This window comes from Stenotrophomonas sp. pho (genome assembly GCF_006228405.1).
Classification (GTDB): domain Bacteria; phylum Pseudomonadota; class Gammaproteobacteria; order Xanthomonadales; family Xanthomonadaceae; genus Stenotrophomonas; species Stenotrophomonas sepilia.
This window is the reverse complement of the sequence record NZ_CP029759.1, coordinates 1,519,483-1,541,793: the sequence shown is the minus strand read 5'-3', so window position 1 is coordinate 1,541,793 and position 22,311 is coordinate 1,519,483. Positions and strand designations below refer to the sequence as shown.

General features: G+C 66.5%; 17 protein-coding genes and 1 pseudogene. 12 read left to right on the top strand and 6 right to left on the bottom strand.

What is annotated here, in order from left to right:
• Positions 1–60: 60 nt before the first annotated feature.
• A complete protein-coding gene (locus DL544_RS07205; RefSeq protein WP_005415923.1) occupies positions 61–1,458 on the bottom strand; it encodes a glutamine synthetase family protein in 1,398 nt (465 codons plus the stop codon).
• Positions 1,455–2,216, bottom strand: a complete 762-nt coding sequence (locus DL544_RS07200; protein WP_065177399.1) for a gamma-glutamyl-gamma-aminobutyrate hydrolase family protein — start codon at positions 2,214–2,216, stop codon at positions 1,455–1,457. Before DL544_RS07200 ends, DL544_RS07205 begins: the two co-directional genes overlap by 4 nt.
• A 200-nt stretch (positions 2,217–2,416) precedes the next feature.
• Between DL544_RS07200 and DL544_RS07195 the strand changes: the two genes are divergently transcribed.
• Positions 2,417–3,655 carry an NAD(P)/FAD-dependent oxidoreductase gene (locus DL544_RS07195; protein WP_194442127.1) on the top strand — a complete coding sequence of 413 codons (1,239 nt, stop codon included), beginning with the start codon at positions 2,417–2,419 and terminating at the stop codon, positions 3,653–3,655.
• A gap of 225 nt (positions 3,656–3,880) precedes the next feature.
• Positions 3,881–5,473 carry an MASE1 domain-containing protein gene (locus tag DL544_RS07190; protein WP_065186143.1) on the top strand — a complete coding sequence of 531 codons (1,593 nt, stop codon included), beginning with the start codon at positions 3,881–3,883 and terminating at the stop codon, positions 5,471–5,473.
• Between the two features lie 159 nt (positions 5,474–5,632).
• Here DL544_RS07190 and DL544_RS07185 read toward each other — a convergent pair whose 3' ends face one another.
• Positions 5,633–6,121 (bottom strand): hypothetical protein, encoded by a 489-nt coding sequence (locus DL544_RS07185; RefSeq protein ID WP_032954065.1) that lies wholly within the window; start codon positions 6,119–6,121, stop codon positions 5,633–5,635.
• A gap of 458 nt (positions 6,122–6,579) precedes the next feature.
• On the opposite strand from DL544_RS07185, the gene DL544_RS07180 reads away from it, so the two are divergent.
• From DL544_RS07180 to DL544_RS07170, 3 genes are all read left to right on the top strand, one after another.
• Entirely contained in the window at positions 6,580–8,142 is a 1,563-nt protein-coding gene (locus DL544_RS07180; RefSeq protein ID WP_005415918.1) for an MASE1 domain-containing protein, read from the top strand.
• Between the two features lie 94 nt (positions 8,143–8,236).
• On the top strand, positions 8,237–9,580 hold the full coding sequence (locus DL544_RS07175; RefSeq protein ID WP_139728082.1) for a diguanylate cyclase: 1,344 nt from the start codon (positions 8,237–8,239) through the stop codon (positions 9,578–9,580).
• Between the two features lie 85 nt (positions 9,581–9,665).
• Positions 9,666–10,127: a bacteriohemerythrin gene (locus DL544_RS07170; protein ID WP_005415916.1), complete on the top strand. Its 462-nt coding sequence runs from the start codon at positions 9,666–9,668 to the stop codon at positions 10,125–10,127.
• Here the strand turns inward: DL544_RS07170 and DL544_RS07165 are convergent.
• Together DL544_RS07165 and DL544_RS07160 are read right to left on the bottom strand one after the other, a co-directional pair.
• Complete coding sequence (locus DL544_RS07165) at positions 10,108–11,409, bottom strand: MFS transporter (RefSeq protein ID WP_032954064.1); 1,302 nt, start codon at positions 11,407–11,409, stop codon at positions 10,108–10,110. The genes DL544_RS07170 and DL544_RS07165 overlap by 20 nt on opposite strands.
• Positions 11,410–11,646: 237 nt before the next feature.
• A complete protein-coding gene (locus DL544_RS07160) occupies positions 11,647–13,143 on the bottom strand; it encodes an aldehyde dehydrogenase (protein ID WP_065177402.1) in 1,497 nt (498 codons plus the stop codon).
• Between the two features lie 104 nt (positions 13,144–13,247).
• On the opposite strand from DL544_RS07160, the gene aptA reads away from it, so the two are divergent.
• From aptA to DL544_RS07125, 7 genes are all read left to right on the top strand, one after another.
• Entirely contained in the window at positions 13,248–14,600 is a 1,353-nt protein-coding gene (gene aptA, locus DL544_RS07155) for an omega-aminotransferase AptA (protein ID WP_139726942.1), read from the top strand.
• Positions 14,601–14,663: 63 nt separating this feature from the next.
• Positions 14,664–15,572 carry a hypothetical protein gene (locus tag DL544_RS07150; protein WP_005415912.1) on the top strand — a complete coding sequence of 303 codons (909 nt, stop codon included), beginning with the start codon at positions 14,664–14,666 and terminating at the stop codon, positions 15,570–15,572.
• A gap of 65 nt (positions 15,573–15,637) precedes the next feature.
• On the top strand, positions 15,638–16,924 hold the full coding sequence (locus DL544_RS07145) for a DUF445 domain-containing protein (protein WP_065177404.1): 1,287 nt from the start codon (positions 15,638–15,640) through the stop codon (positions 16,922–16,924).
• A gap of 245 nt (positions 16,925–17,169) precedes the next feature.
• The gene (locus tag DL544_RS07140; RefSeq protein WP_005415910.1) at positions 17,170–17,484 is read left to right on the top strand and encodes a DUF3649 domain-containing protein; all 315 of its coding nucleotides are present in this window, start codon (positions 17,170–17,172) and stop codon (positions 17,482–17,484) included.
• The gene (locus DL544_RS07135; protein ID WP_139726941.1) at positions 17,481–19,118 is read left to right on the top strand and encodes a PepSY-associated TM helix domain-containing protein; all 1,638 of its coding nucleotides are present in this window, start codon (positions 17,481–17,483) and stop codon (positions 19,116–19,118) included. The genes DL544_RS07140 and DL544_RS07135 overlap by 4 nt, the downstream gene beginning before the upstream one ends.
• On the top strand, positions 19,115–19,444 hold the full coding sequence (locus DL544_RS07130) for a DUF3325 domain-containing protein (RefSeq protein WP_005415908.1): 330 nt from the start codon (positions 19,115–19,117) through the stop codon (positions 19,442–19,444). Before DL544_RS07135 ends, DL544_RS07130 begins: the two co-directional genes overlap by 4 nt.
• A 29-nt stretch (positions 19,445–19,473) precedes the next feature.
• Complete coding sequence (locus tag DL544_RS07125) at positions 19,474–19,947, top strand: hypothetical protein (RefSeq protein ID WP_065186092.1); 474 nt, start codon at positions 19,474–19,476, stop codon at positions 19,945–19,947.
• 121 nt (positions 19,948–20,068) lie between these two features.
• Here DL544_RS07125 and rlmKL read toward each other — a convergent pair.
• A pseudogene (gene rlmKL, locus DL544_RS07120) lies at positions 20,069–22,206 on the bottom strand (bifunctional 23S rRNA (guanine(2069)-N(7))-methyltransferase RlmK/23S rRNA (guanine(2445)-N(2))-methyltransferase RlmL).
• Between the last annotated feature and the right edge of the window lie 105 nt (positions 22,207–22,311).

Below are 22,311 nucleotides of genomic sequence, written 5' to 3'. Positions count from 1 at the left end.
CGGCGGGCCGGCGACGGGTGCCAGCCTACCCCCGGCGGCGGATTTTTCTATTCCAGATGCTCAGACGTTCAGCAGCAGGAACTCGCGCTCCCACGAGCTGATGACGCGGAAAAAGGTCTCGTATTCCTTGCGCTTGACCGAGATGTAGGCGCGGCAGAAACGCTCGCCCAGCAGGGCCTGGAGCTCGCTGCACTGCTCCAGCCCGTCCAGCGCCTCGCCCAGCGAGCGCGGCAGGTTGTAGCCCAGTTCCTTCGCGCTGCCGGTCACCGGCGCGTCCGGCGCCAGCCGCTCGCGGATGCCGAGCAGGCCGCAGGCCAGGGTGGCCGCCATTGCCAAGTACGGATTGGCGTCGGAACCAGCGAACCGGCTCTCCACGCGCATGTTTTCCGGTGTATCCAGCGGCACGCGCAGGCCGCAGGTACGGTTGTCGAAACCCCAGTGCACGTTGCTCGGCGAGACCTCGCCGAACACCAGGCGCCGGTAGGAATTCACGTTCGGCGCGAAGAACGCCATCGCCTGCGGCGCGTACTTCTGCAGACCGCCCAGGTAGTGGCCGAACACCGGGCTGAACTCACCCTCAGCATCGGTCTCGCCAGCGAACACATTGCTGCCATCGCTCACCCGCACCAGGCTCTGGTGGATGTGCATGGCACTACCGGGCTCGTTCTCCATGGGCTTGGCCAGGAACGTGGCGTACACCCCGTGGCGCATCGCCGCCTCGCGCATGGTGCGCTTGAACAGGAACACCTGGTCGGCCAGGTCCATCGCATCGGCATGGGTGAAGTTCACCTCCAGCTGTGCTGCGCCGGATTCGTGGATCAGCGTGTCCACGTCCAGCTTCATCGCATCGGCGTAGTCGTACATCAGGTCGAGGATCGGGTCGAACTCGTTGACCGCGTCGATCGAGTACGACTGCCGCGCGGTCTCCGGGCGCCCCGAGCGACCGGCCGGTGGCAGCAGCGGGAAGTCCGGGTCGGTGTTCTTCTGCACCAGGAAGAACTCCAGCTCCGGCGCCACCACCGGGCGCAGGCCCAGTTCCGCATAAGCCGCCAGTACGCGGCGCAGCACGTTGCGCGGCGCAAGCTCGTGCGGTTCGCCGCTCTTGGTGTAGCAATCGTGGATGACCTGCGCGGTGGCATCGGCTGCCCACGGCACCATGCGCACCGTATCCGGATCGGGCCGCAGCATCATGTCCGAGTCCGACGGCGAGGTCAGGTCGTAGTAATCGTCAGGGAACTCGCCGGTGACGGTGGTGGCGAAGATGCCTTCCGGCAGGCGCGTGCCGTAATCGTGCGAGAACTTGTCGGCAGGAATGATCTTGCCGCGGGCGTTGCCGGTGATGTCCGGCACCAGGCATTCCACCTCGGTGATGCGCCGCTCCTTCAGCCAGCGCAGCAGGCTGCTTTCCTGCGGTGCGGGGGGCGTGGCCGTCTTGCGCGGGCGCGTTCGGGAACTCATCGGGAATCCAGTCGGTTCTGTTGGTGCTGCCGGCAAGCTTGGCCGAACGCACGGAAAATAGCGTGATAGAACGGCGTCTGCGTGACACGCCACTCCGGATGCCACTGTACGCCGAGCACAAATCCATGGTGCAGGCTGCGCGCTGCCTCGACCAGTCCGTCATCGGCCATGGCCTCGACCTGCAGGCCCTGCGCGAGGCGGGCGATGCCCTGTCCGTGCACCGAATTGACCTGCGCGCGGCCACTGCCGTGCCACTGCGCCAGCCAGCCATCGGTGGCCAGGGTCACCGCATGGGCCGGCCCATACTGCACTTCCACCGGCGCCTGCGGGTCTTCGCGATGGTCGGCCAGGCCGGGCACCGCATGCACCTGCGGATGCAGGCTGCCACCCAGCGCGACGTTCAATTCCTGGAAACCGCGACAGATCGCCAGCACCGGCAGGTCCAGCGCCAGCGCTTCGTGCAGCAACGCAAAGGCATTGGCATCCCGGGCCGGATCATGCGGATTGCCTGGCCAACTGCGGCCACCCTCGTAGTGCTGAGGTTCGATATTGCTGACCGCGCCGGTCAACAGCAGGCCATCGAGCCCAAGCAGCCAGTCGCTGGTCGGCAACGGTGGCTGCAGGCTCGGCAACACCACCGGGGTCACCTCGGCCGCCTCGGCCAGCGCGCGCACGTACTTCTCGCCGGCCACCGCGAAACGGTGGTGGCCGAGCACGGTGCTGTCGGTGGGCAGGCCCACCCAGGGCAGGCGGCGCATGGGGACACTCCTTGGCGTGCCGACACGTTACCCGTCGCCTGGCAACGGCGGCAAGTCGCTGTCGTCACACCGCAGCTGCCGCGCATCGGCGAAACTACCGGGGTGAACGCTGATCGACCTGCCCTGCTCCGTCCTCCCGCACTGCACCCGCGAGGCCTGCAGTGAGCGCCGCGTTTCCGCCCAGCTGGTATGCCTCCAGCCTGCCCGAACCACCCGCACTGCCCTCGTTGCAGGGGCAGGTGCAGGCCGACGTTGCGGTGCTGGGCGCCGGCTATACCGGCCTGACCGCCGCACTGGAACTGGCCGCGCGTGGCCAGCGCGTGGTGGTGCTGGACGCACAGCGGGTCGGCTGGGGCGCGTCCGGCCGCAATGGTGGCCAGGCGCTGGCCGGCTATGGCTGCGAGGTGGATGAGCTGGAGCGTCAGCTCGGCCGTGACGATGCGCGCCACCTGTTCGACTGGTCGCGCGAAGCGGTACAGGCGATGCGCAGGCGCATCGATCGCCATGGTATCGACTGCCATTGGGTGGAGGGCCACGCCAGCGTCGCCATCCGCGAACGCCACGAGCGCGACCTGCACGCCAACTGCGAGCACCTTCAGCGCCACTACGACTACCCGATGCAGTGGTGGGACCGTGATGCCCTGCGCGCGCAGCTGGACAGCCCGCGCTACCGCGCCGCGATGTTCGATCCGCACAGCGCGCACTTGCACCCGCTGGCCTATGCGCGTGGCCTGGCCGATGCGGCGCGCGCGGCCGGCGTGGTGATCCACGAGAACTCCGCAGTGACCCGCGTGCAGCGCGGACCGCAGCCCACCCTGCATACCGCGCGGGGCAGCGTGCGCGCTGCGCACCTGGTGGTTGCCGGCAATGCCTGGCTGCAGGGCCTGCTGCCCGAGCTGGAACGCCGGATCATGCCGGTCGGCACCTATATCGGCGCCAGCGCGCCGCTCGGTGCCGAGCGCGCCCGCGCCCTGATCGGCAACAACATGGCCGTGGCCGACACCGCGTGGGCACTGGACTATTTCCGCCTCAGCCACGATCACCGGCTGCTGTTCGGCGGTCGCGCCAGTTACTCGGCGTTGCCCCCACCCGGCCTGCACGGGGTGATGCAGCGGCGCATGCACCAGGTGTTTCCACAACTGGCCGACGTGCCGCTGGAGCAGGTCTGGGGCGGTTACGTGGACATCACCCGCAACCGCGCCCCGCATTGGGGCCGGCTGGACGGCAACCTGTACTTCGCGCAGGGGTTCTCCGGCCATGGGGTGGCCGCCGCCGGGCTGGCCGGCGAAGTCATCGCCGCCGCGATTGCCGGCCAGAGCGAGCGCCTGGACGTGTTCCAGCGGCTGCGGCATGCGCCTTTCCCTGGCGGCCGGCTGCTGCGCACGCCGCTGCTGGTGGCGGCGATGTCGTGGTACAAGCTGCGGGATGCGTTGTGGTGAAGATTCTGCATCTCCACCTGTATTGAACGTTCTGACAAGCGCACCGCAGCGCTGATCGTGCTGCACACGTCACAGATTTTCACGCAACATGTGTGATGGATGGTTGGTCAATTACCTAAATGCGCAGCTGTGCAATTGCATAATCGTTCGCAGACCGATAACGTCCTGAGAAACCGGGCCCCGCGGCGAATGGAAGCTGACAGGGGACACGTAGGAGAGGGGGACGTGCGATTGGACTGGTGGAAAGAAGGATTGTTGCTGAAGGTGCGCATTCGTCCGGCTGGCCTGATGCTTGCCTTGCTTTATGCAGTTGCCTATTGGGCAACCCGACAGCTGTCGCTGGATCAGTTCTATTTGCCAGCCGGCATCCGGGTGGCGGCCGTACTGTTGTGCCCGCCGCGCCTGTGGCCTTATCTGCTGCTGGGCGAATATGCGTACTTTGCACAGTCCCGCGTGCCAATGATCGAGAAGTACGGCCTGACATGGGTCATTGTTGCCTCCGCGTTCCTCATGCCCGCAGTGATGTTGATTGTGAAGCTGCAACGGCGACTGATGGCGGAGTCGCAGACGATCGGCCTCTTGTTGATTGCCGCCGCTTCCAGCGTCGTTATTACTCTGCTGAACCTCAGCTTTTCCCATCTGCTCTGGCCAACACCCCCTTCCACGCCCTTCCTGACCAATGCGGCGCGTTACAGCGTGGGCGACTTCATCGGCATTCTGACGGTGGCCCCCATCGCCATGCTGTGGGCGCGACAGGACGTGGGGCAGGAGTGGAACGCTGGACGAAAGACCCCGATGCTGGCGGCACTTTCGTTGATGCTGCTGATCGGGATAGCAGCAACTCAACTGCCCGCAGACTGGGTTGCGCTGAAGGCAACGCTCCTGCTGCTGTTGGCACTCCCCGCGGCCGCACTTACCTGCCTGTATGGCTGGAAGGGTGCCGCCCTTGCAGTGCCGGTGCTCAACATGGTCATCGGCCTGACCACGCCCAACACACATCCAACCGCATTCGATCCAGCGGCCTTCATCACCCAGCAGATCATGGCGATCAGCGGCATCGTATTGCTGTTGCTCGGATCACGCATCACCCACTTCTACCATCGTTACAGGCTGCGCGAGATGGGGGAAAGGGACGCCATCCATCTTGCGAGGAGCTCGCAATTGGCCAGCGAGATGGAGCTGCGTGAGCGTGCCCTGCACCTTCGCAAGCTCGGCGACGGCATTGATACGTCGCTGGTTGAGCTGGCCGACTGGCTCAAGGCCCAGGGACATCACGCAGTGGCCAGCAGCCTTCTGCATACCTCAAATGTGCATTCGCGGCTCTTTCGCGAACAGACAAGCATGGTCTATCCCTCGGGCCTGGAGCATCTTGGGCTTTACGTGGCTTTGCAGGCTGGCGGCATCCGTGAGTCATGGAAGCTGACGGAGCGCGTTCTCCGCCCGGATCTGAAGGGCGACCCCTGCAACCTGAGCGTGGAACTGCAGTTGGCCGCTTACCGAACACTCATTGATGCGGTCTCCATTCTTCTCAAGCATGAAGGTGGCCAGATTCGCATTCGTGCAAGGTGCGGCGGAATGGGTTCCAGGCGCGGAATCCTCATGGTCGTGTCGCTGCTGGAGTCGCGTCGGCGCCTTTCCCAGCAGACAACCATGGCAGCGTTCGAGCGGCTGTCCGGGCGAACCCTGCCCTATGACGGGACCGTTGACTGCTATGGCAACCGGGTCAGGATTCTGTTCCTCGACCGTGAATCAAAACTTGAGGCAGTGCCCAGCGCTCCATCGCAGTACAACTGCCCCGCACCCTCTGCGCTGCAGTAGTGCATTTCACAGTCAAGCGGCCGGAGCGAACCAAAGCAGCGGAATCGCATAAGCGTCCCGCTCATCCCCTGGCCAAGGGCGTCATGGGCACCCGGCGAACATCCGGGTGCCCATGCAGCCCGACACTCAAGCTCGCCGATATCCCGGCAACAGGCAGTATCAGGGTGCCTCTACCGCCCACAACACATCAGCTCCGCCAGCATATCTGACCAGCGTGAATGCGGAAGACCGATAGACAACCGTTCTGGTGGCTTTTGCGGGAACAGGCAGGCGCTGCTCCGGCAACGACACCCTCGCAGATGGGTCACCTGCCGGCAGCACCCAGAACGTGCCCGCAGCATTGCCGATCACGATGTGCACGTGCCCTGCGAGATCGTTTACCTGGAAATAGTCCATGCCATCGCGCTCGAACCCATAGACCAACCAGCCGGGATCCACGCTCAGGTCTTGTGCCTGCGGAATCGACTGGCCGAGTCCTTGGCCGGCCATCTTGATTCCATGGTCGTCACCCGGGGCAAAAGCAAAAACGGATACCGGCACCAACATCAATGCACCAGCAAATGCATGAATTCGGAAACTTCTCACACTAACCTCCAGGTTGGATGCAATACGGATCAAGAAGGATGCTACCGCCAATCGCATCAGCATATACCGGGCGGACTCCGTAGTGCCCATGGGACATAATCCACTGGATCGATGCAAACCCATGCCACGCCGATGCTGCGTCCGAAATCGCCAATACCTGCATCGAAACCCGCCACGGTGCAGGTCAGTGGCATCTGAGACAAGGACCTGGACAAGCGCGTGTAACTGCAGGACATCGTCGATTGTGTGATGGGGAACACAGCGGACAGCATCAACTGCCCAATGTGCCTGGTGCAACGGCTAAAACGTGATCGAACCGTGGGCGCGCTGATTGTGGAAGATTAACCGTCCGTTGGTGGCTATGCCGCCGCACTGCCGGGCGTGTAGGGCCACGAAGCACAGGAAGCCGCCAATTGCAGCGCAAAGGGAGGCCACGCACCTCGATTGCGCCCTTCTCCAACTGTCGATAATGTCTTCGGAAGTGGCCAGTCATCATTGGCCGGGAGACGGGAGACGCGGGCTTGGAGCGATTCAAAGAATCGATTGAACTGAGCTTCCGGATCCGACCCGTCGGAATCGCACTCGCGGCCGTCTACGCCCTGAGCTGCCTTGCCTCCCGTCAGTTCTCGCTGGATCAGTTCTTCCTGCCTGCGGGCATCCGGGCAGCGGCACTACTGATCGTCCCGACCCGCCTGTGGCCCTACCTGCTGCTTGGGGAGTACGCGTACTTCGCAACCCTGCGCATCCCCATGATCGATAGCTACGGCCTGGTCTGGGTCATCCTGGCCTCGACTCTGCTGATGCCGCTGGCGATGCTGGTGGTCTACTTGCATCGCATGAGAATGCCATCAGAGTCCGCCACCGGCCTCTGGCTGCTGTCGCTGACCTTCTGCACGGCATTGTTCGTCCCGGCTCTCAATATGGGCATTTCATTTGCTCTGTGGTCGAACCCGCCGCCCAGCAACCTGCTTAGCGCAGTTGATCGCACGATCTTTGGCCACTTCGCCGCCATCATCACCCTCGTGCCGTTGGCATTCCTCTGGTCGCGACGACACGCGGATCCCAATTGGACGCGCCGCTTTGCTGCGCCTACGGTCACGGCCATCCTGGTGATGCTGGTCCTGGGCCTGTGCATGCAGCTGACGGCCATCAGCGCCCACACCACACGCACCCACCTGGTGCTGCTGTCCTCCCTCCCAGCGATCGCCCTGACCTTCATGCATGGGTGGCGTGGCGCTGCCATCGCGATTCCGCTGTTGAACCTTCCACTCCATTTCGCCACACCCAGCACCGGCCTACCGTCCTCGTTCGACCTGGGCACCTTCGCCACCCAGCAGAACATGGCCGTGATGAGTGTCGCACTGCTCGCACTGGGATCCAGCATCAGCTATCACCATGAGCGTGCACGGTCCCGTGGACTGGCTGAGGAAACCACATTGCGCTTGGCACGCAGTTCGCATCAGACCCGTGAGCGTGAGCTTCGCGAGCGCGCCTCCCATCTCAAGCAACTCGGCGAAGGCATGGACAGCTCGCTCGGCGAGATGGTCAGCTGGCTGAAGGCGCAGGGGCATCATGCCGTGGCCAACAGCCTGCAGCACGCCTCATCCGTGCACTCGCGGCTGTTCCGTGAACAGGCCAGTCTGGTCTACCCCACGGGGCTGGAGCAGGTTGGGCTGTATATCGCGCTTCGGGTTGGCGGCGCATGCGAGACCTGGAACAACTCCCATCGCGTGATTCCGCCCCGGCTGGAGGGCAACCCCTGCTTGCTGACGGTGGACCTGCAACTCGCCATCTATCGCTCGCTGATCGAGGCGGTGTCGCTGCTGCTGGAGCTGGAATCGGGACAGGTCAGCGTGCGCGCCCGGAGCGGCCAGGCTGGCGAACGCCGCGGCATCGTGGTGGTTGTGGGCCTGCTTGACCGTGGTTGCACGCTGTCGAACCGGACCGTTCAGCAAGCCACCGAGCGTCTGGCCGGCCGGATAATGGCCTACGGCGGCACGGTGCATTGCCGTAGCAACCGGCTCCGGCTCGTCCTGCACGAATCGATTGCGGGTACAGCGGCGGCATTCGCATCGCCTGCCTGACCGGGAACGACGCGCAGGGCACGCTGCTCCGCTAAAGTTGCGCCCGAAACCGCCGCTATCCGTGCCGAGCCCCTCCCTCGTGAGCCACCGCATCATGCCCGTGCTGCCGCAGGCCGCCGTCGATGGCGACCTGGCCGATCCGCTGCCGCAGCGGATCCTGCTGGTCGAAAACTCCCGTGCGTTCACCGGCATGCTGCGCGAAGCCATCGAGCAGCGCCTGGAACTGCCGGTGGTGATCGCCTCCACCCTGGCCGAGGCCGACCGGCTGCTCAGCGAAGGCGGGGGCTGGTTCCTGGTGCTGACCGGACTGGTGCTGGCCGACGGCGACCGCGATGCGGTGGTCGAGTTCTTCCTCAAGCGCGACCTGCCGACGGTGGTGGTCAGCGGCGTTTACGACGAGGACCTGCGCAAGCGCGTACTACAGCAGCAGATCATCGACTACGTGCTGAAGAACACCCCGGGCAGCATCGACTACCTGGTGTGGCTGGTGCAGCGGCTGGAACGCAACCGACGCATCGCCGCGCTGGTGGTGGACGATTCGCCGTCCGCGCGTGGCTATGCCGCCGCCCTGCTGCGGATGTATGGGCATGAGGTGCACGAAGCCGCCGACGGCAACGAGGGCCTGGCTGCTATCGAGGCGCATCCGGCGATCCGCCTGGCGGTGGTCGACCAGGAAATGCCCGGCATGCAAGGCGTGGAATTCACCCATCGCCTCCGCACCCTGCGCTCGCGCGACAAGGTGGCGGTGATCGGCATCTCCGGCAATACCGACGCCTCATTGATCCCGCGCTTCCTGAAGAACGGCGCCAACGATTTCCTGCGCAAGCCGTTCTCGCGCGAGGAGTTCTTCTGCCGCGTCTCGCAGAACGTGGACCAGCTGGAGCTGATCGGCACCCTGCAGGACCTGGCCACCCGCGATTTCCTCACCGGCCTGCCCAACCGACGCTTCTTCCTGGAGCAGAGCCAGCGTCAGCTGCCGCAGCTGCAGCTGCACGGCCAATGCGTGGCGGTGGCGATGATCGACATCGACCACTTCAAGCACATCAACGACACCCATGGCCACGAAGCGGGCGACGACGCGCTGCGCGCGGTGGCCGGCGCGGTGACCGCGCATGCACGCAGCCACGACCTGATCGCGCGCTTCGGCGGCGAGGAGTTCTGCCTGCTGGTGCCAGACATGGAACAGGACGAGGCGCTGCTGTACTTCGAGGAGCTGCGCCAGCGCATCGCCGCACTGGAGGTGGACATCGGCACCGCTACCCTGCGCATGACGGTCAGCATCGGCCTGTGCTGCCTGCGCCCGCAGCTCGATGCGCTGCACCGGCTGATCTCCGAGGCCGACCGCCAGCTGTACCTGGCCAAGGCCGGTGGCCGCAATCGGGTCAGCTGCACCACGGTGGCCAGCCCGCTGCGTCCACGCGAGCCTGCGCTGACCTGACCGGCTCGCTTTGATCCAGATCAACGCCGTTCCCGCACGGCAGCTCTACAGTCGGCCCCGACATACGCATGAAGGGGAGCCGGGGATGGCACTACTGGTCTGGCAGGACGATCTGAACATCGGCATCGATGTGATCGACCAACAACACCGCCGCATCATCGAGATGCTCAACCACCTGCACGTGGCCCAGTCCAGCCTGCAGCGCGCGGCAGTGGGTGAAGTGATCGACGAGGTGGTCGACTACACCATGTCGCACTTCGCGTTCGAGGAAGAGCTGATGGAGGAAGCGGGCTACCCGTTCTGTGCCGCGCACAAGCGCGTGCATGAGATCTTCATCAAGCGTGTGGCCGAGTACCGGCTGCGCTTCCAGGCCGGCGAGGACATCAGCGATGAACTGCGCACGATGCTCTCGCGCTGGTTGTTCAACCACATCCGCGGCGATGATCAGGCCTATGCCGAACAGGTCAAGGCACACCTGAACCAGTTCACCCGCGAGCACCAGGGCGGTGGCTGGCTGGGACGCACGCTCAAGCGCTTCTTTGGCTGAACCGCAGCGCGCGCCGGTGCAGTGCCACCAGCGCGCACAGCGTCGCTGCCGCAGTCAGGCACAGGTAGTAGCCGACCGCGACCAGACCGAAGCGTTCGGCCAGCCAGGTGGCCAGGTACGGCGCCGGTGCCGCACCCAGAATGCCGGCCAGGTTGAATGACAGCGATGCGCCGGTGTAGCGCACCTCCACCGGGTAGATCTCGGCCAGGAAGGTACCGCAGGGACCATAGGTCAGGCCCATCAGGAACAGGCCCAGGCACAGGAAGGCGGTGACCATCCACGGGCTGTGCGGCTGGAACAGCGGCGCGAACAGCACGCCGAAACCGATGATCAGCACGCTGGCCACGATCATCGTGCGGCGCGTCCCCCAGCGGTCGCCATAGCGCGCCGACAGCGGGATGCCCAGCGCGAAGAACAGCATGCCGGCCATCTGCATCAGCAGGAACTGCTCGCGGCTGTAACCCAGCACCGCCGTGCCATGGCCGAGGCTGAACACGGTCATCAGGTAGAACAGCACGAAGGTGGCGAACGCGCCCAGGGTACCCAGCAGCATCGGCACCGGGTGGTCACGCAGCACCGTCCACATCGGCAGCCGCACCGGCGCCTTGCGCTCCAGCGCCTGCTTGAAGTCGGGGGTCTCGTGGATGTTCAGCCGCACCCACAGGCCGAGGCCGACCAGCAGCGCGCTGGCCACGAACGGAATGCGCCAGCCCCACTGCAGGAAGTCGGCCTGGCTCAGGCAACGGCCGAGCACCAGGAAGATGCCGGCCGACAGCAGAAAGCCGAGCGGTGCACCCAGCTGCGGGAACATGCCGTACCAGGCACGCTTGCCCGGCGGTGCGTTCTCGGTGGCCAGCAGCACTGCCCCGCCCCACTCGCCGCCCAGACCCAGGCCCTGGCCGAAACGGCACAGCGCCAGAAGCGCCGGCGCCCACAGACCGATCTGTGCGTGCGTCGGCAGCAGGCCGATCAGCACCGTGGACAGCCCCATGGTCAGCAGCGCAGCCACCAGGGTGGCCTTGCGGCCGATGCGATCGCCGAAATGGCCGAACACTGCCGAGCCAACCGGGCGTGCGATGAAGGCCACCGCGAAGGTTGCCAGCGACTGCAGCAGGGCTGCCTGTTCGCTGCTGTCCGGGAAGAACAGGTGCGGGAACACCAGCACCGCGGCCGTGGCGTAGATGTAGAAGTCGAAGAACTCGATCGTGGTACCGATCAGGCTGGCCAGCAGAACACGACGGGGGGAATTCACGGGCGGCGCGGCAGCGGTGATCGAGGACATCGGCAACACGGGAAATGGCAGATCGACCGATTCTGCCACGGGCTGGCGGCGGTACGGCACGATGGTTTCAGCCGACACCGATGCCGACGAGGGGGCAGGCGCCTCCTGTAACGTCGAGCCATGCTCGACGGTTCTTCGCGAGATGCAGCCGAGCATGGCTCGGCTCTACAAGAACGAACGGCAGTCGAGCATCGCTCGACTCTACAGAGAGCGAACAGCCGTCCAGCAATCGCGTCGTTACAGCTGCATCCAGGTGGCCTTGATCTCGCTGTACTTGTCGAACGCATGCAGCGATTTGTCGCGCCCGTTGCCGGACTGCTTGTAGCCCCCGAACGGAGCGGTCATGTCGCCGCCATCCCAGCCGTTCACCCAGATGCTGCCGGCACGCAGCTGGCGCGCGACGCGGTGGGCTCGCCCCAGGTCCCGTGTCCACAGGCCGGCGGCCAGGCCGTAGCGGCTGTCATTGGCCACGCGCACCGCTTCGGCCTCGTCTTCGAAACCAAGCACAGCCAGCACCGGCCCGAACACTTCCTCGCGCGCCAGTGCCTGCTCCGGGCGCACCTGGTCGAACACGGTGGGCTGGACGTAGCTGCCGCCGGCTTCCACTTCGGCGCGCCGCCCACCCAGCAGCAACCGGGCACCCTCGCCTTCGGCGCGCGCGATATCGTCCATCACCTTGTCCAGGTGCGCGGCATCCACCAGCGCGCCCATCGGCGCATCGGGGTCCAATGGATGGCGGGGGTGCATGTGCTGGCCATAGGCAACCACCTGATGCACGAAATCCTCGCGGATCGAACGCTGTACCAGGAGCCGCGAACCTGCGGTACAGACCTCGCCCTGGTTGAAGAAGATACCCTGTGCCACCGCCTTCGCGGCGGCGTCCAGATCAGGGGCGTCGGCGAACACCACATGCGGGCTCTTGCCGCCACACTCCAGCCAGACCCGCTTGAGGTTGGATCGTCCTGAACACTGCAGCAGCTTCGCGCCCGTGGCCGTGGAGCCGGTGAAGGCGAGCACGTCCACATCCATGTGCAGGGCCAACGGCTCACCGACGCGCGCACCGTGCCCCGGCAGCACGTTCAGCACGCCCTCTGGCAGGCCCGCTTCGGCGGCCAGCGCCGCCAGCCGCAACGCACTCAAGGGCGAGCGCTCGGACGGCTTGAGCACCACCGAGTTGCCCATGGCCAATGCAGGCGCGATCTTCCAGCAGGCCATCAGCAGCGGAAAGTTCCACGGAACGATCGCGGCCACGACCCCGGCGGCCTCGCGCGTGACCAGTCCCAGTTCGTGCGGGCCGGTCGGCGCGATCTCGCCGTACAGCTTGTCCACGGCCTCGGCGGTCCAGCGCAGGCAGCGCACCGCGCCTGGCAGGTCGATGCGGCGCGCATCACGCACCGGCTTGCCCATGTCTAGGGTTTCCAGCAGGGCCAGCTCGTCGGCATGCGTTTCGACCAATGCCGCCAGCGCCAACAGTACGCGCTTTCGCTGGGCCGGGCTGGCCTGCGACCAGTGGCCGGCCTCGAAGCTGCGCCGCGCGGCCAGTACCGCGCGCTCCACGTCCTGTGCGTCGCAGTCGGCGACCGCCCCCAGTACGCGACCGTCGATCGGGCTGACGCAGTCGAAACGGGCGCCGCTGGCTGCATCGACATAGCGGCCATCGATGAAGGCCTGGCCTGGCATCGACAGCTGGAGGGCCAGTGCCTGCCAATGGCTGCGGTCGGGAAAATCGGCCATGGGAAGCTCCAGCATTCAACGAGCCTTGGTTATACCGGGGTCACCGCGACTCCGCCGTGACGTGGCTGCGCTACATTCGTCGCATCGGACCCGACGGAGCTGGCATGAAGCGTCCCGGAAGCGACCTGCACGACCTGACCACACAGCGCCCCGAGTCACTGGACGCTTACTGGATGCCATTCACCGCCAACCGCCAGTACAAGGCGGCACCACGCATGCTGGTCCGCGCCGAAGGCATGCACTACGAAGACATCGATGGCCGACAGATCCTCGACGGCACCGCCGGCCTGTGGTGCTGCAACGCCGGCCACGCGCGACCGCGCATCGTCGAGGCCATCGCCGGGCAGGCACGCACGCTCGACTACTCGCCCGCTTTCCAGGTGGGCTCGCCGCCGGCCTTCGCGCTGGCACAGCGGCTGGCCGCACTGGCTCCGGCCCCGCTCAACCATGTGTTCTTCACCAGCTCCGGCTCGGAGGCGGTGGATACCGCGATGAAGATCGTGCTGGCTTACCACCGCCAGCGTGGCGAGGGCCAGCGCACGCGCTTCATCAGCCGCGAGAAGGCCTATCACGGCGTCGGTTTCGGTGGCATGGCGCTGGGCGGTCTGCCCAACAACCGCAGGGCGTTCGGCCTGCAACTGGGGGGCGTGGACTATCTGCGCCACACCCTGGACCTGCAGCGCAACGCGTTCAGCAAGGGCCTGCCGCGCCAGGGCGCGGAGCTGGCCGACGACCTGGAACGGCTGATCGCGCTGCATGACGCCTCGACGATTGCCGCCGTCTTCGTCGAGCCCATCGCCGGCTCCGCCGGGGTGATCCTGCCCGCGCCCGGATACCTGCAGCGCCTGCGCGAATTGTGCGACCACCACGGCATCCTGCTGGTGCTCGATGAGGTCATCACCGGTTTCGGCCGGGTCGGCATGCCCTTCGCCGCGCAGCGCTTCGGGGTCACACCGGACCTGCTGACCTTCGCCAAGGCGGTCAGCAACGGCGCGGTGCCGCTGGGCGGCGTGCTGGCCAGCGACGCCGTGCATGCCACGCTGATGCAGGCCCCGCCGCAGGCCATCGAGCTGTTCCACGGCTATACCTACTCGGGTCACCCGCTGGCCTGCGCCGCAGCGCTGGCAACACTGGACGTCTACGCCGAGGAGCGCCTGTTCGAGCGCGCCATCGAACTGGGCGAGTACTGGCAGGAACGGCTGCACGCGCTGCAGGGCCTGCCCAACGTGATCGACATCCGCAACTTCGGGCTGGTCGGCGCGGTCGAGCTGGCACCGCGCCGCGATGCCCCTGGCAGCCGCGGCTACGAGGTGTTCCGGCGCTGCTTCCACGATGGCCGGCTGCTGGTGCGCTGCACCGGTGACATCATCGCGCTGTCGCCGCCGCTGATCGTGGACAAGGCGCAGATCGACCAGATCACCGGCACCCTGGGCGAGATGATCCGGGTCACCGCCTGAGCCCGGGCCGGCGGCGGCGAGCGGGTACAATGGGCGGTTCCGCTCCTGCTCGTTGCCGTGCCCATGGATATCGTCGTCAAAGAAGAACTCAAGGCCTACATCGACCCGCTGACCGCGGACGAACATGACGCGCTGGAGCGCAGCATCCTGGCCGAAGGCTGCCGCGATGCGCTGGTGCTGTGGGGTAATGTGCTGGTCGATGGTCACAACCGTTTCGGCATCTGCCAGAAGCATGGCCTGCCCTTCAACACCGTGCAGAACACGCGCTTCCAGAGCATGGAAGACGTTCACCTGTGGATGATCGAGCAGCATCTGGGCCGTCGCAGCGTGTCCGATTTCCAGCGCGGCGTGCTGGCGCTGCGCAAGCGCGACATCCTGGCCGCCCGCAAGCAGGTCGAGCAGGCGCAGCTGCAGCGCGAGAGCGACGGTACCGCCGAGATTGCCGATGAGGCGGGCGAGGACAGCCCGCCGTGGGAGCCGGCACCGAAGCTCAGCCGCGCCGAACTGGCCCGCGAAGCCAAGCTGAGTACCAGCCAGGTCGGCATGATCGAGCGCATCCATGCCCAGGCTGCACCCGAAGTGGTGGAGGCAGTGAAGGCCGGCGTGATCTCGATCAGCGCCGCCGCAGCCGTGGCCGATCTGCCCGAAGAGGAGCAACGCGCCGCCGCCGCCGGCGGCAAGGATGAGCTGAAGCAGGCGGCCAAGCGCGTGCGCGAATCCAAGCGCAAGCCGCGCGCGCCGAAGCCGGACGCGGCCGAGATGGACTTCGAGGAGCCCAGCGAGGACGAGATCGCCAGCCGCGACGCCGAGGTACTGTTGGCACTGGAACAGCTGGGCGAGGATGCCCCGGCCCTGCGCCGCCGCGTGGTCGCGTTGACCCGCGAGAACGACACCCTGCGCGCGCAGCTGGCCGCGCTGCGCAAGCAGGTAGTGCCGGCCGCTGGCCGGCAACCCCATGAAGGTATCGGGTGAACTGAAGATGCCGGCCAGCGGCCGGCACTACCAGATGCTCATGCCGTGCCGGTTAGACTTCCGGCATGACGCCTGCCCACGATCCGCGCCGCGCCCAGCTGCGGCGCCTGAAAGCCCTCGCACTGGGCCTGCTGCTGTTGATGCTGGCCGGATTCGCGGTCAGCCATTGGCACGGCGAACGCGGCATCTGGGCCTGGGTTTCGGCCTTCTGCGAGGCTGCTGCGGTCGGCGCGCTGGCCGACTGGTTCGCAGTCGTTGCGCTGTTCCGGCGGCCAATGGGCCTGCCGATTCCGCACACCGCGATCATCCCGCGCAGCAAGGAACGCATCGGCGACAGCCTGGCGCTGTTCGTGCGCGACCAGTTCCTGGAACCGGGTGTGCTGCTGGCCAAGCTGCAGGTGTTCGATCCGGCCAGTCGTCTCGGTAGCTGGCTGGCCGACCCGGCACGCTCGCGGATGCTGGCCGACATGGCCCGCGGCTGGGCGCTGCAGGCACTGGATTTCTTCGACGAAACCGCGGTGCGGCGGCAACTGCATGCCTTCGTGGTGCAGCAGCTGCGGCAGTGGAACGCTGCTGCCACCGCCGGTGAACTGCTGGCCCTGCTGACCGCCGATGGCCGCCACCAGCGCGTGCTGGACGAGGGCCTGCAGCGCCTGGGACGCTGGCTGGAGCAGCCGGAGGTGAAGGAGCGCGCCTCGCAGCTGATCGTGCGCTACATCCAGCGCGAATGGCCGACGCTGTCGAGCACGGTGAACTGGGTCAAGCCAATCGACGAGATCGGCGACAGCCTGGCCGAACGCCTGGCGCGGGCGGTACTGGAAGAACTGCAACAGGTGCTGGCCGAGCCGCAGCATCCGCTGCGCCAGGACTACGAGACCTGGCTGCAGAACTACGTGCAGCGCCTGCGCGAAGACCCGGCGCTGGCTGAGCGCATCGAACAGCTCAAGCAGGACATGATCGACCACCCCGCCCTGCAGGACTACGTGCAGGGGCTGTGGGCGCGTATCCATGCCAGCCTGCGCGCCGACCTGCAACGCGAAGACTCGGCGCTGGTCGGACACCTGCGGCGCAGCCTGGCGTCGCTGGGCAGCAGCCTGCAGGCCGACCCGGCCCTGCGCGAGGCCCTCAACCAGCACCTGCTGGAAGGTGCACAGCGCCTGACCGGCCGCCTGCGCGAGGGCGTGACCACGCATATCGCGCAGACCGTGAAGGGCTGGGACGAGCGGCACCTGGTCGAGCAACTGGAACTGAGTGTGGGTCGCGACCTGCAGTTCATCCGCTTCAACGGCACCCTGGTGGGCGGGTTGATCGGCCTGCTGCTGCATGCGGCAACCGTGGTGTTCAGGTTCTAGCCCCGGCCAACGCCCACGATCAGCACGCTTGATTCATGAAATGCGAATACATATCATTTGCTGATCGGTTGTACGCTTAGCCAAACGGGCACCAAAAACGTGCCCATCGCCCGTGTACTGCCCCGACTTCTGGGCTGCCCGTCTGCGCGGGCAGTGCTTCGTCGATGGGACACGCTGGGCGACATGCGCAGGGCGCAAGGGGGCCGCGGACGCGTTCCATCCCTTCTCCTACCTTCAGGAACGCCGTGGACCGCTCGCCCACACCCGCCAGCCCCCGCACCTTGTTCTCCAGCCCGCGCTGGGGCGTGCTGTCACGCGCTTTGGCCGCGATTTTCGGCGGCTATGCGCTGGCCTCGATGACCAGCGTGTTCTGCGCGGTGGCGTTGCCCGGCGCGCGCGGCCAGACCGTGCTGACCGGCATGCTGCTGGCCATTGTGGTGGCTGCCTGCGCGGCGCTGTGGGCCTTTGCCACCCGCAGTGCACTGCGGGCCTGGGTCGGCATCCTCGCCCCCGCCCTGCTGATGGCGGCGGTCGCACGCCTGTTGGGCGCCTGGGCATGAAGAACGGATTCCGCCAGTCGATGGCCTGGCTGCATACCTGGACGGGCCTGCTGGTCGGCTGGTTGCTGCTGCTGATCTTCATGGCCGGCACGGCCAGCTACTACCGCGAGGAAATCAGTCGCTGGATGCGCCCGGAGCTGCCGTCCAGCAACGTCAGCATCGACGTGGCCGCGCAGCGCGCGGTGGCCTACCTGCAGGCCAATGCGAGCCACGCCGAGAACTGGTTCGTCACCCTGCCGCAGCCGCGCAACCCGGCCATGCAGCTGTTCTGGCGGCTGCCACCGGAACTGGCTGACCCCAGTCGTGGCCGTCGCGGTGGCTTCGGCGACGCCACGCTCGACCCGAACACCGGCCAGGCATTGAAGGCGCGCGAGACCCGTGGCGGCGACTTCTTCTACCGCCTGCACTTCGACCTGCACTACATCCCGGTGTACTGGGCGCGCTACCTGGTCGGTTTCTGCGCGATGTTCATGCTGGTGGCGATCATCACCGGCGTCATCACCCACAAGAAAATCTTCAAGGACTTCTTCACCTTCCGCAAGGACAAGGGCCTGCGGTCCTGGCTGGATTTCCACAACGTCAGCGCGGTGATGGCCCTGCCGTACCACGCGATGATCACCTACACCGGCATCGTCACTCTGATGATCATGTACCTGCCGTGGGGGGTGAAAGTTGCCTACCCGCAGGACGAGGACAAGTTCTTCAGCGAAGCCTTCGGCGGCATGCCAGAGGTGACCGCGCCGGCACAGGGCCGCGCCACGCCGCTGCCGATCGCACAGCTGCTGGACAGCGCGCGTGCACACTGGCACGGCGTGGAAGTGGCCGGCTTCACCGTGTCCAACCCGGGCGCTGCCAATGCGGTGATCGACATCCGCCAACGCGACGGCAGGCGTTTGTCCACCGACACCCCGGCGCTGCGCTACAACATGGTCAACGGTGCGCTGCTGGAAGAGACGCCGCCGTCCGGCGGCGCCACCGCCACCCGTGGCGTGCTGTATGGCCTGCACCTGGCGCGCTTCGCCGACTGGGGCCTGCGCGCACTGTTCTTCCTGTCCGGCCTGGTCGGCTGCCTGATGGTCGCCAGCGGCGTGGTGCTGTGGGCGGTGAAGGAGCGTCCCAGGCATGCCAAGAACGGGCGTACCGGATTCGGCCTGCGCCTGGTCGATGCGCTGAACATCGGCACCGTGGCCGGCCTGCCGATCGCCTTCGCGGCGTACTTCTGGGGCAACCGCCTGCTGCCGCTGCAGATCGCCGAGCGCTCCAGTGCCGAGGCCAACGTGTTCTTCTACGCCTGGGGCGGCGCGCTGCTGGCCGCCTTCATCTGGCCGAAGCGGATGATGTGGGCGTGGCAGCTCTATCTGGGTGCGGCCGCGTTCGCACTGGTGCCGGTGGTCAATGCAGTGACCACCCATGCCCACCTCGGGGTCACACTGCGCAGCGGCGACTGGGTACTGGCCGGCGTCGATCTTTCGATGATCGCGTTCGGCGCGATGCTGGCGCTGTGCGGCTGGCGCATGCAGCGCTGGACGCCACCGCTGAGTGCGGCCGAGAAGAAGAAACGTGCGGCCGCTGCGGCTGCACCGAAGGCATCGGTGAACACTGCGGAAGCGGCCGAAGCGGAGGCCAGCGCATGATGCTGCTGGCACTGGCGCTGTCGTTCTCTGCGTTCACCGCGCTGTCGCTGTCGATGGAAAAGCACCAGCACGACCTGCATGGCAAGGCCGCGGCCGCACCCGCACGGCGGATGCAGTGGCGGGTGCTGGGCTGGGCGCTGCTGGCGGCGGCGTTCGCACTGTGCGTGGCCGACCACGGCTGGGCGATGGGCCCGGTGCTATGGCTGGGGGCAATGACCCTGGCCGGCGTGACGCTGTCGTTCGGGTTGTACCCGTATCGTCCAACATGGATTGCGCCGCTGGCGATCGCGCTGCCGGTGCTGGGGTTGGTGCTGGAATTGCTGTAGCCGCAGGACGGGGACAGCGGCATCCTCGCATGGCGTGGATCTACAATGCCCGTATGGATAGCATGCTGCAGCGGATGTCTGGAATCGGCTTTTTTTCCCGGTTGGGTGAAACACTGCCCATAGCGGCCGGCGTCGTCGCCGTTCGGTCGCTGGCCGAAGCACTGCGGACCATCGATACCGATGGTTTCGAATGGATGCCCACCACACTGGGCGATTCGGATCCGTTTCACGGCGCCCTGCCCCATCCAGCCGAACTCGCCGACGCCCGACGCGAACTCAACCGCACGTTGATGCGCGCGCTTTCGGCACTGGATCTGCCGGCACTGCGCTGTGGTGCACATGACCTGCAGCTGGTGGCGCGCGATGGGGCGATGTTCGCCTTCCGGCAACGCCTGCTGGAGATGCATCTCGGCCTGCCGGCACACTGGGAGCCTGTGCTTGCGCTGTACGAACAGGGCCATTGGCCCCTGGCCCATGCGCCGGGGCGATTGTTGGTGCTTTAGGCCGATCCACGCATGGCGTGGATCTACGGACCAGACGCGGTAATGCCTGCCGCTGGCCGGCATCCCGCGGACCTTCCACGGTTCTGACGCAGTTGCCGGCCAGCGGCCGGCACTACCGGGCTTACCCCAACCGCTTCAGTTCCCACGCGCGGTGGATGCGCGCGTTGCGCTCGAAATCCGGACCAATCGTGCGTGCGGTGATCTCGCGGCACTGGGCGAACTCGGCGATGGCGTTCTCTTCCAGCTTGAAGCGGCGGAAGTTGTTGGAGAAGTACAGCACGCCACCCGGTGCCAGCCGCGCCACCGCCGCACGCAGCAGCTTCAGTTGTTCGCGCTGCACGTCGAAGTCATCGGCGCGTGCGGAGTTGGAGAAAGTCGGCGGGTCACAGAAGATCACGTCGTACTGGCCACGGTCGCCTTCCAGCCACGCCATCGCGTCGGCCTGGACCAGCAGGTGCTGGTTGCCCCCTGTCCGTTCAACGCCAGGTTGTCGTAGCACCATTGCAGGTAGGTAGCCGACAGGTCGACACTGGTCGTGCTGGCGGCACCCGCCACGGCGGCCTGCACGCTGGCCACGCCGGTGTAGCAGAACAGGTTCAGGAAACGCTTGCCACGCACCTGCTCGGCCATCATCCGGCGCAGCGGGCGGTGGTCAAGGAACAGGCCGGTATCGAGGTAGTCGAACAGGTTCACCTGCAGCAGCGCGTTGTTCTCTCGCACCACGATGAACTCGTCGCGCTGCTCGAAGCGGCCGTACTTGCTGCCGCCCTTGCCGCGCTCGCGCGATTTCATCGACACCTGCTCCGGCGGCACGCCGAATACTTCGCGCGCGGCGGCCAGCAGCTCATTGCGGCGGCGGCGCACGTCGTTCTCAGGAATCGCCGCCGGTGCCGCATATTCCTGCACATGCAGGAAGGTACGCCGCCTGCCCCCCTCTTCCTCGTAGACGTCGATGGCCGCCGCGTACTCCGGCAGGTCGGCGTCGTAGGCGCGGAAACAGGTGATGTCCTCGCGGGCACGCCAGCTCTTGAACTTCTTCAGGTTCTTGCGCAGGCGGTTGGCCACCATCTGCGCGCCTTCGCTCAGCTCGCGGGGCTGTGCCGGATCACGGCCCGGAACAGCGATCGGATCGCAGACGATCAGCGCGCATTCCAGCGCACCGTTGAACATCTGGTACTTCTTGCTGGCGCGCAGGCCGGTGGCAAAGGCCAGTTCGTCATTGCCACACAGCAGGCTGGCGCGCCACTGCGGCACCGCCTTCTGCAAGGCATTGCCCAGTGCACGATACAACGCTGGATCGGCGGCCAGGCGCTCGTCGTACGGCGGGTTGCAGACCACCGCACCGATCTCCTGTTCCGGCGCGGCCAGGTCGGCGACATCGGCGCGGGTGAAACGGATCGCGTGGGCGACGCCGGCGACCTCGGCATTCTCGCGGGCCGCCTGGATCGCAGCCGGGTCGATGTCGCTGCCGTGGATGACCGGCTTCAGCGCGGCCAGGCCGGCCGCTTCGCGCTCACGTGCTTCGCTCTGGATGGACTTCCAGGCCACCTTGTCGAAGCCCAGCCAACGGCTCGGCGGCAGGCTGCCATGCCGCATCAGGCCTGGGGCAACGTCGGCGGCCATCAGCGCGCCTTCGATCAGCAGCGTGCCGCTGCCACACATCGGGTCCAGCAGCCCACCGCCGGCGGCATGCAGGCGCGGCCATTGCGCGCGCAGCAGCAGCGCGGCGGCCAGGTTTTCCTTCAGCGGCGCCTCGTGGGCGGCACCGCGCCAGCCGCGGCGATGCAGCGGGCCACCGCCGAGGTCGATCGACAGCGAGGCGCGGCCCTTGCGCAGCGAGAGGTTGACGCGCACGTCGGGCAGATCGGTATTGACCGAGGGCCGCTCCAGGCCTTCGTCGCGCATGCGGTCGACGATCGCATCCTTGATCCGCTGCGCGGCAAAGCGTGCATGGGTGATCTTGTCGCCGGACACGTGCGCATCCACCGCCAGGGTCATCTCCGGCGAGATGTGCTCGTGCCACGGCAGTGCACGCACGCCGTCATACAGGGCCTGCTCGTCCGGGCAGTCGAACTCGTCGATCGGCCACAGCACCCGGCTGGCCAGGCGCGACCACATCACGATCCGCAGCGCCTGCGCCAGTTCGCCGTCGGCGTTGACGCCGGCAATGGTGGCGGTGGCCTTGCCAAGGCCCAGGGCCGACAGTTCATCGGCAAGCAGGTATTCCAGGCCCTTGGCGCAGGAGACGAAGAATTTCACGGGATCGGTTCGCAGGTGGTCGGGCGCGGCACAGGGGCCGGGCCGGTCGGAAAGGAGGGCCGTAGGCACGGCCGGCAGGCCCGCGCAGGGGGCGGCGGGGCTGCC

Coding starts and splice junctions, on each gene's coding strand:
- DL544_RS07160 (WP_065177402.1), bottom strand. CDS start 13,143: ATGGCCGATTTTCCCGACCGCAGCCATTGGCAGGCACTGGCCCTCCAG.
- DL544_RS07205 (WP_005415923.1), bottom strand. CDS start 1,458: ATGAGTTCCCGAACGCGCCCGCGCAAGACGGCCACGCCCCCCGCACCG.
- DL544_RS07200 (WP_065177399.1), bottom strand. CDS start 2,216: ATGCGCCGCCTGCCCTGGGTGGGCCTGCCCACCGACAGCACCGTGCTC.
- DL544_RS07175 (WP_139728082.1), top strand. CDS start 8,237: ATGCCCGTGCTGCCGCAGGCCGCCGTCGATGGCGACCTGGCCGATCCG.
- DL544_RS07125 (WP_065186092.1), top strand. CDS start 19,474: ATGGCGTGGATCTACAATGCCCGTATGGATAGCATGCTGCAGCGGATG.
- DL544_RS07185 (WP_032954065.1), bottom strand. CDS start 6,121: ATGCTGATGCGATTGGCGGTAGCATCCTTCTTGATCCGTATTGCATCC.
- DL544_RS07165 (WP_032954064.1), bottom strand. CDS start 11,409: ATGTCCTCGATCACCGCTGCCGCGCCGCCCGTGAATTCCCCCCGTCGT.
- DL544_RS07150 (WP_005415912.1), top strand. CDS start 14,664: ATGGATATCGTCGTCAAAGAAGAACTCAAGGCCTACATCGACCCGCTG.
- DL544_RS07145 (WP_065177404.1), top strand. CDS start 15,638: ATGACGCCTGCCCACGATCCGCGCCGCGCCCAGCTGCGGCGCCTGAAA.
- DL544_RS07170 (WP_005415916.1), top strand. CDS start 9,666: ATGGCACTACTGGTCTGGCAGGACGATCTGAACATCGGCATCGATGTG.
- DL544_RS07135 (WP_139726941.1), top strand. CDS start 17,481: ATGAAGAACGGATTCCGCCAGTCGATGGCCTGGCTGCATACCTGGACG.
- aptA (WP_139726942.1), top strand. CDS start 13,248: ATGAAGCGTCCCGGAAGCGACCTGCACGACCTGACCACACAGCGCCCC.
- DL544_RS07130 (WP_005415908.1), top strand. CDS start 19,115: ATGATGCTGCTGGCACTGGCGCTGTCGTTCTCTGCGTTCACCGCGCTG.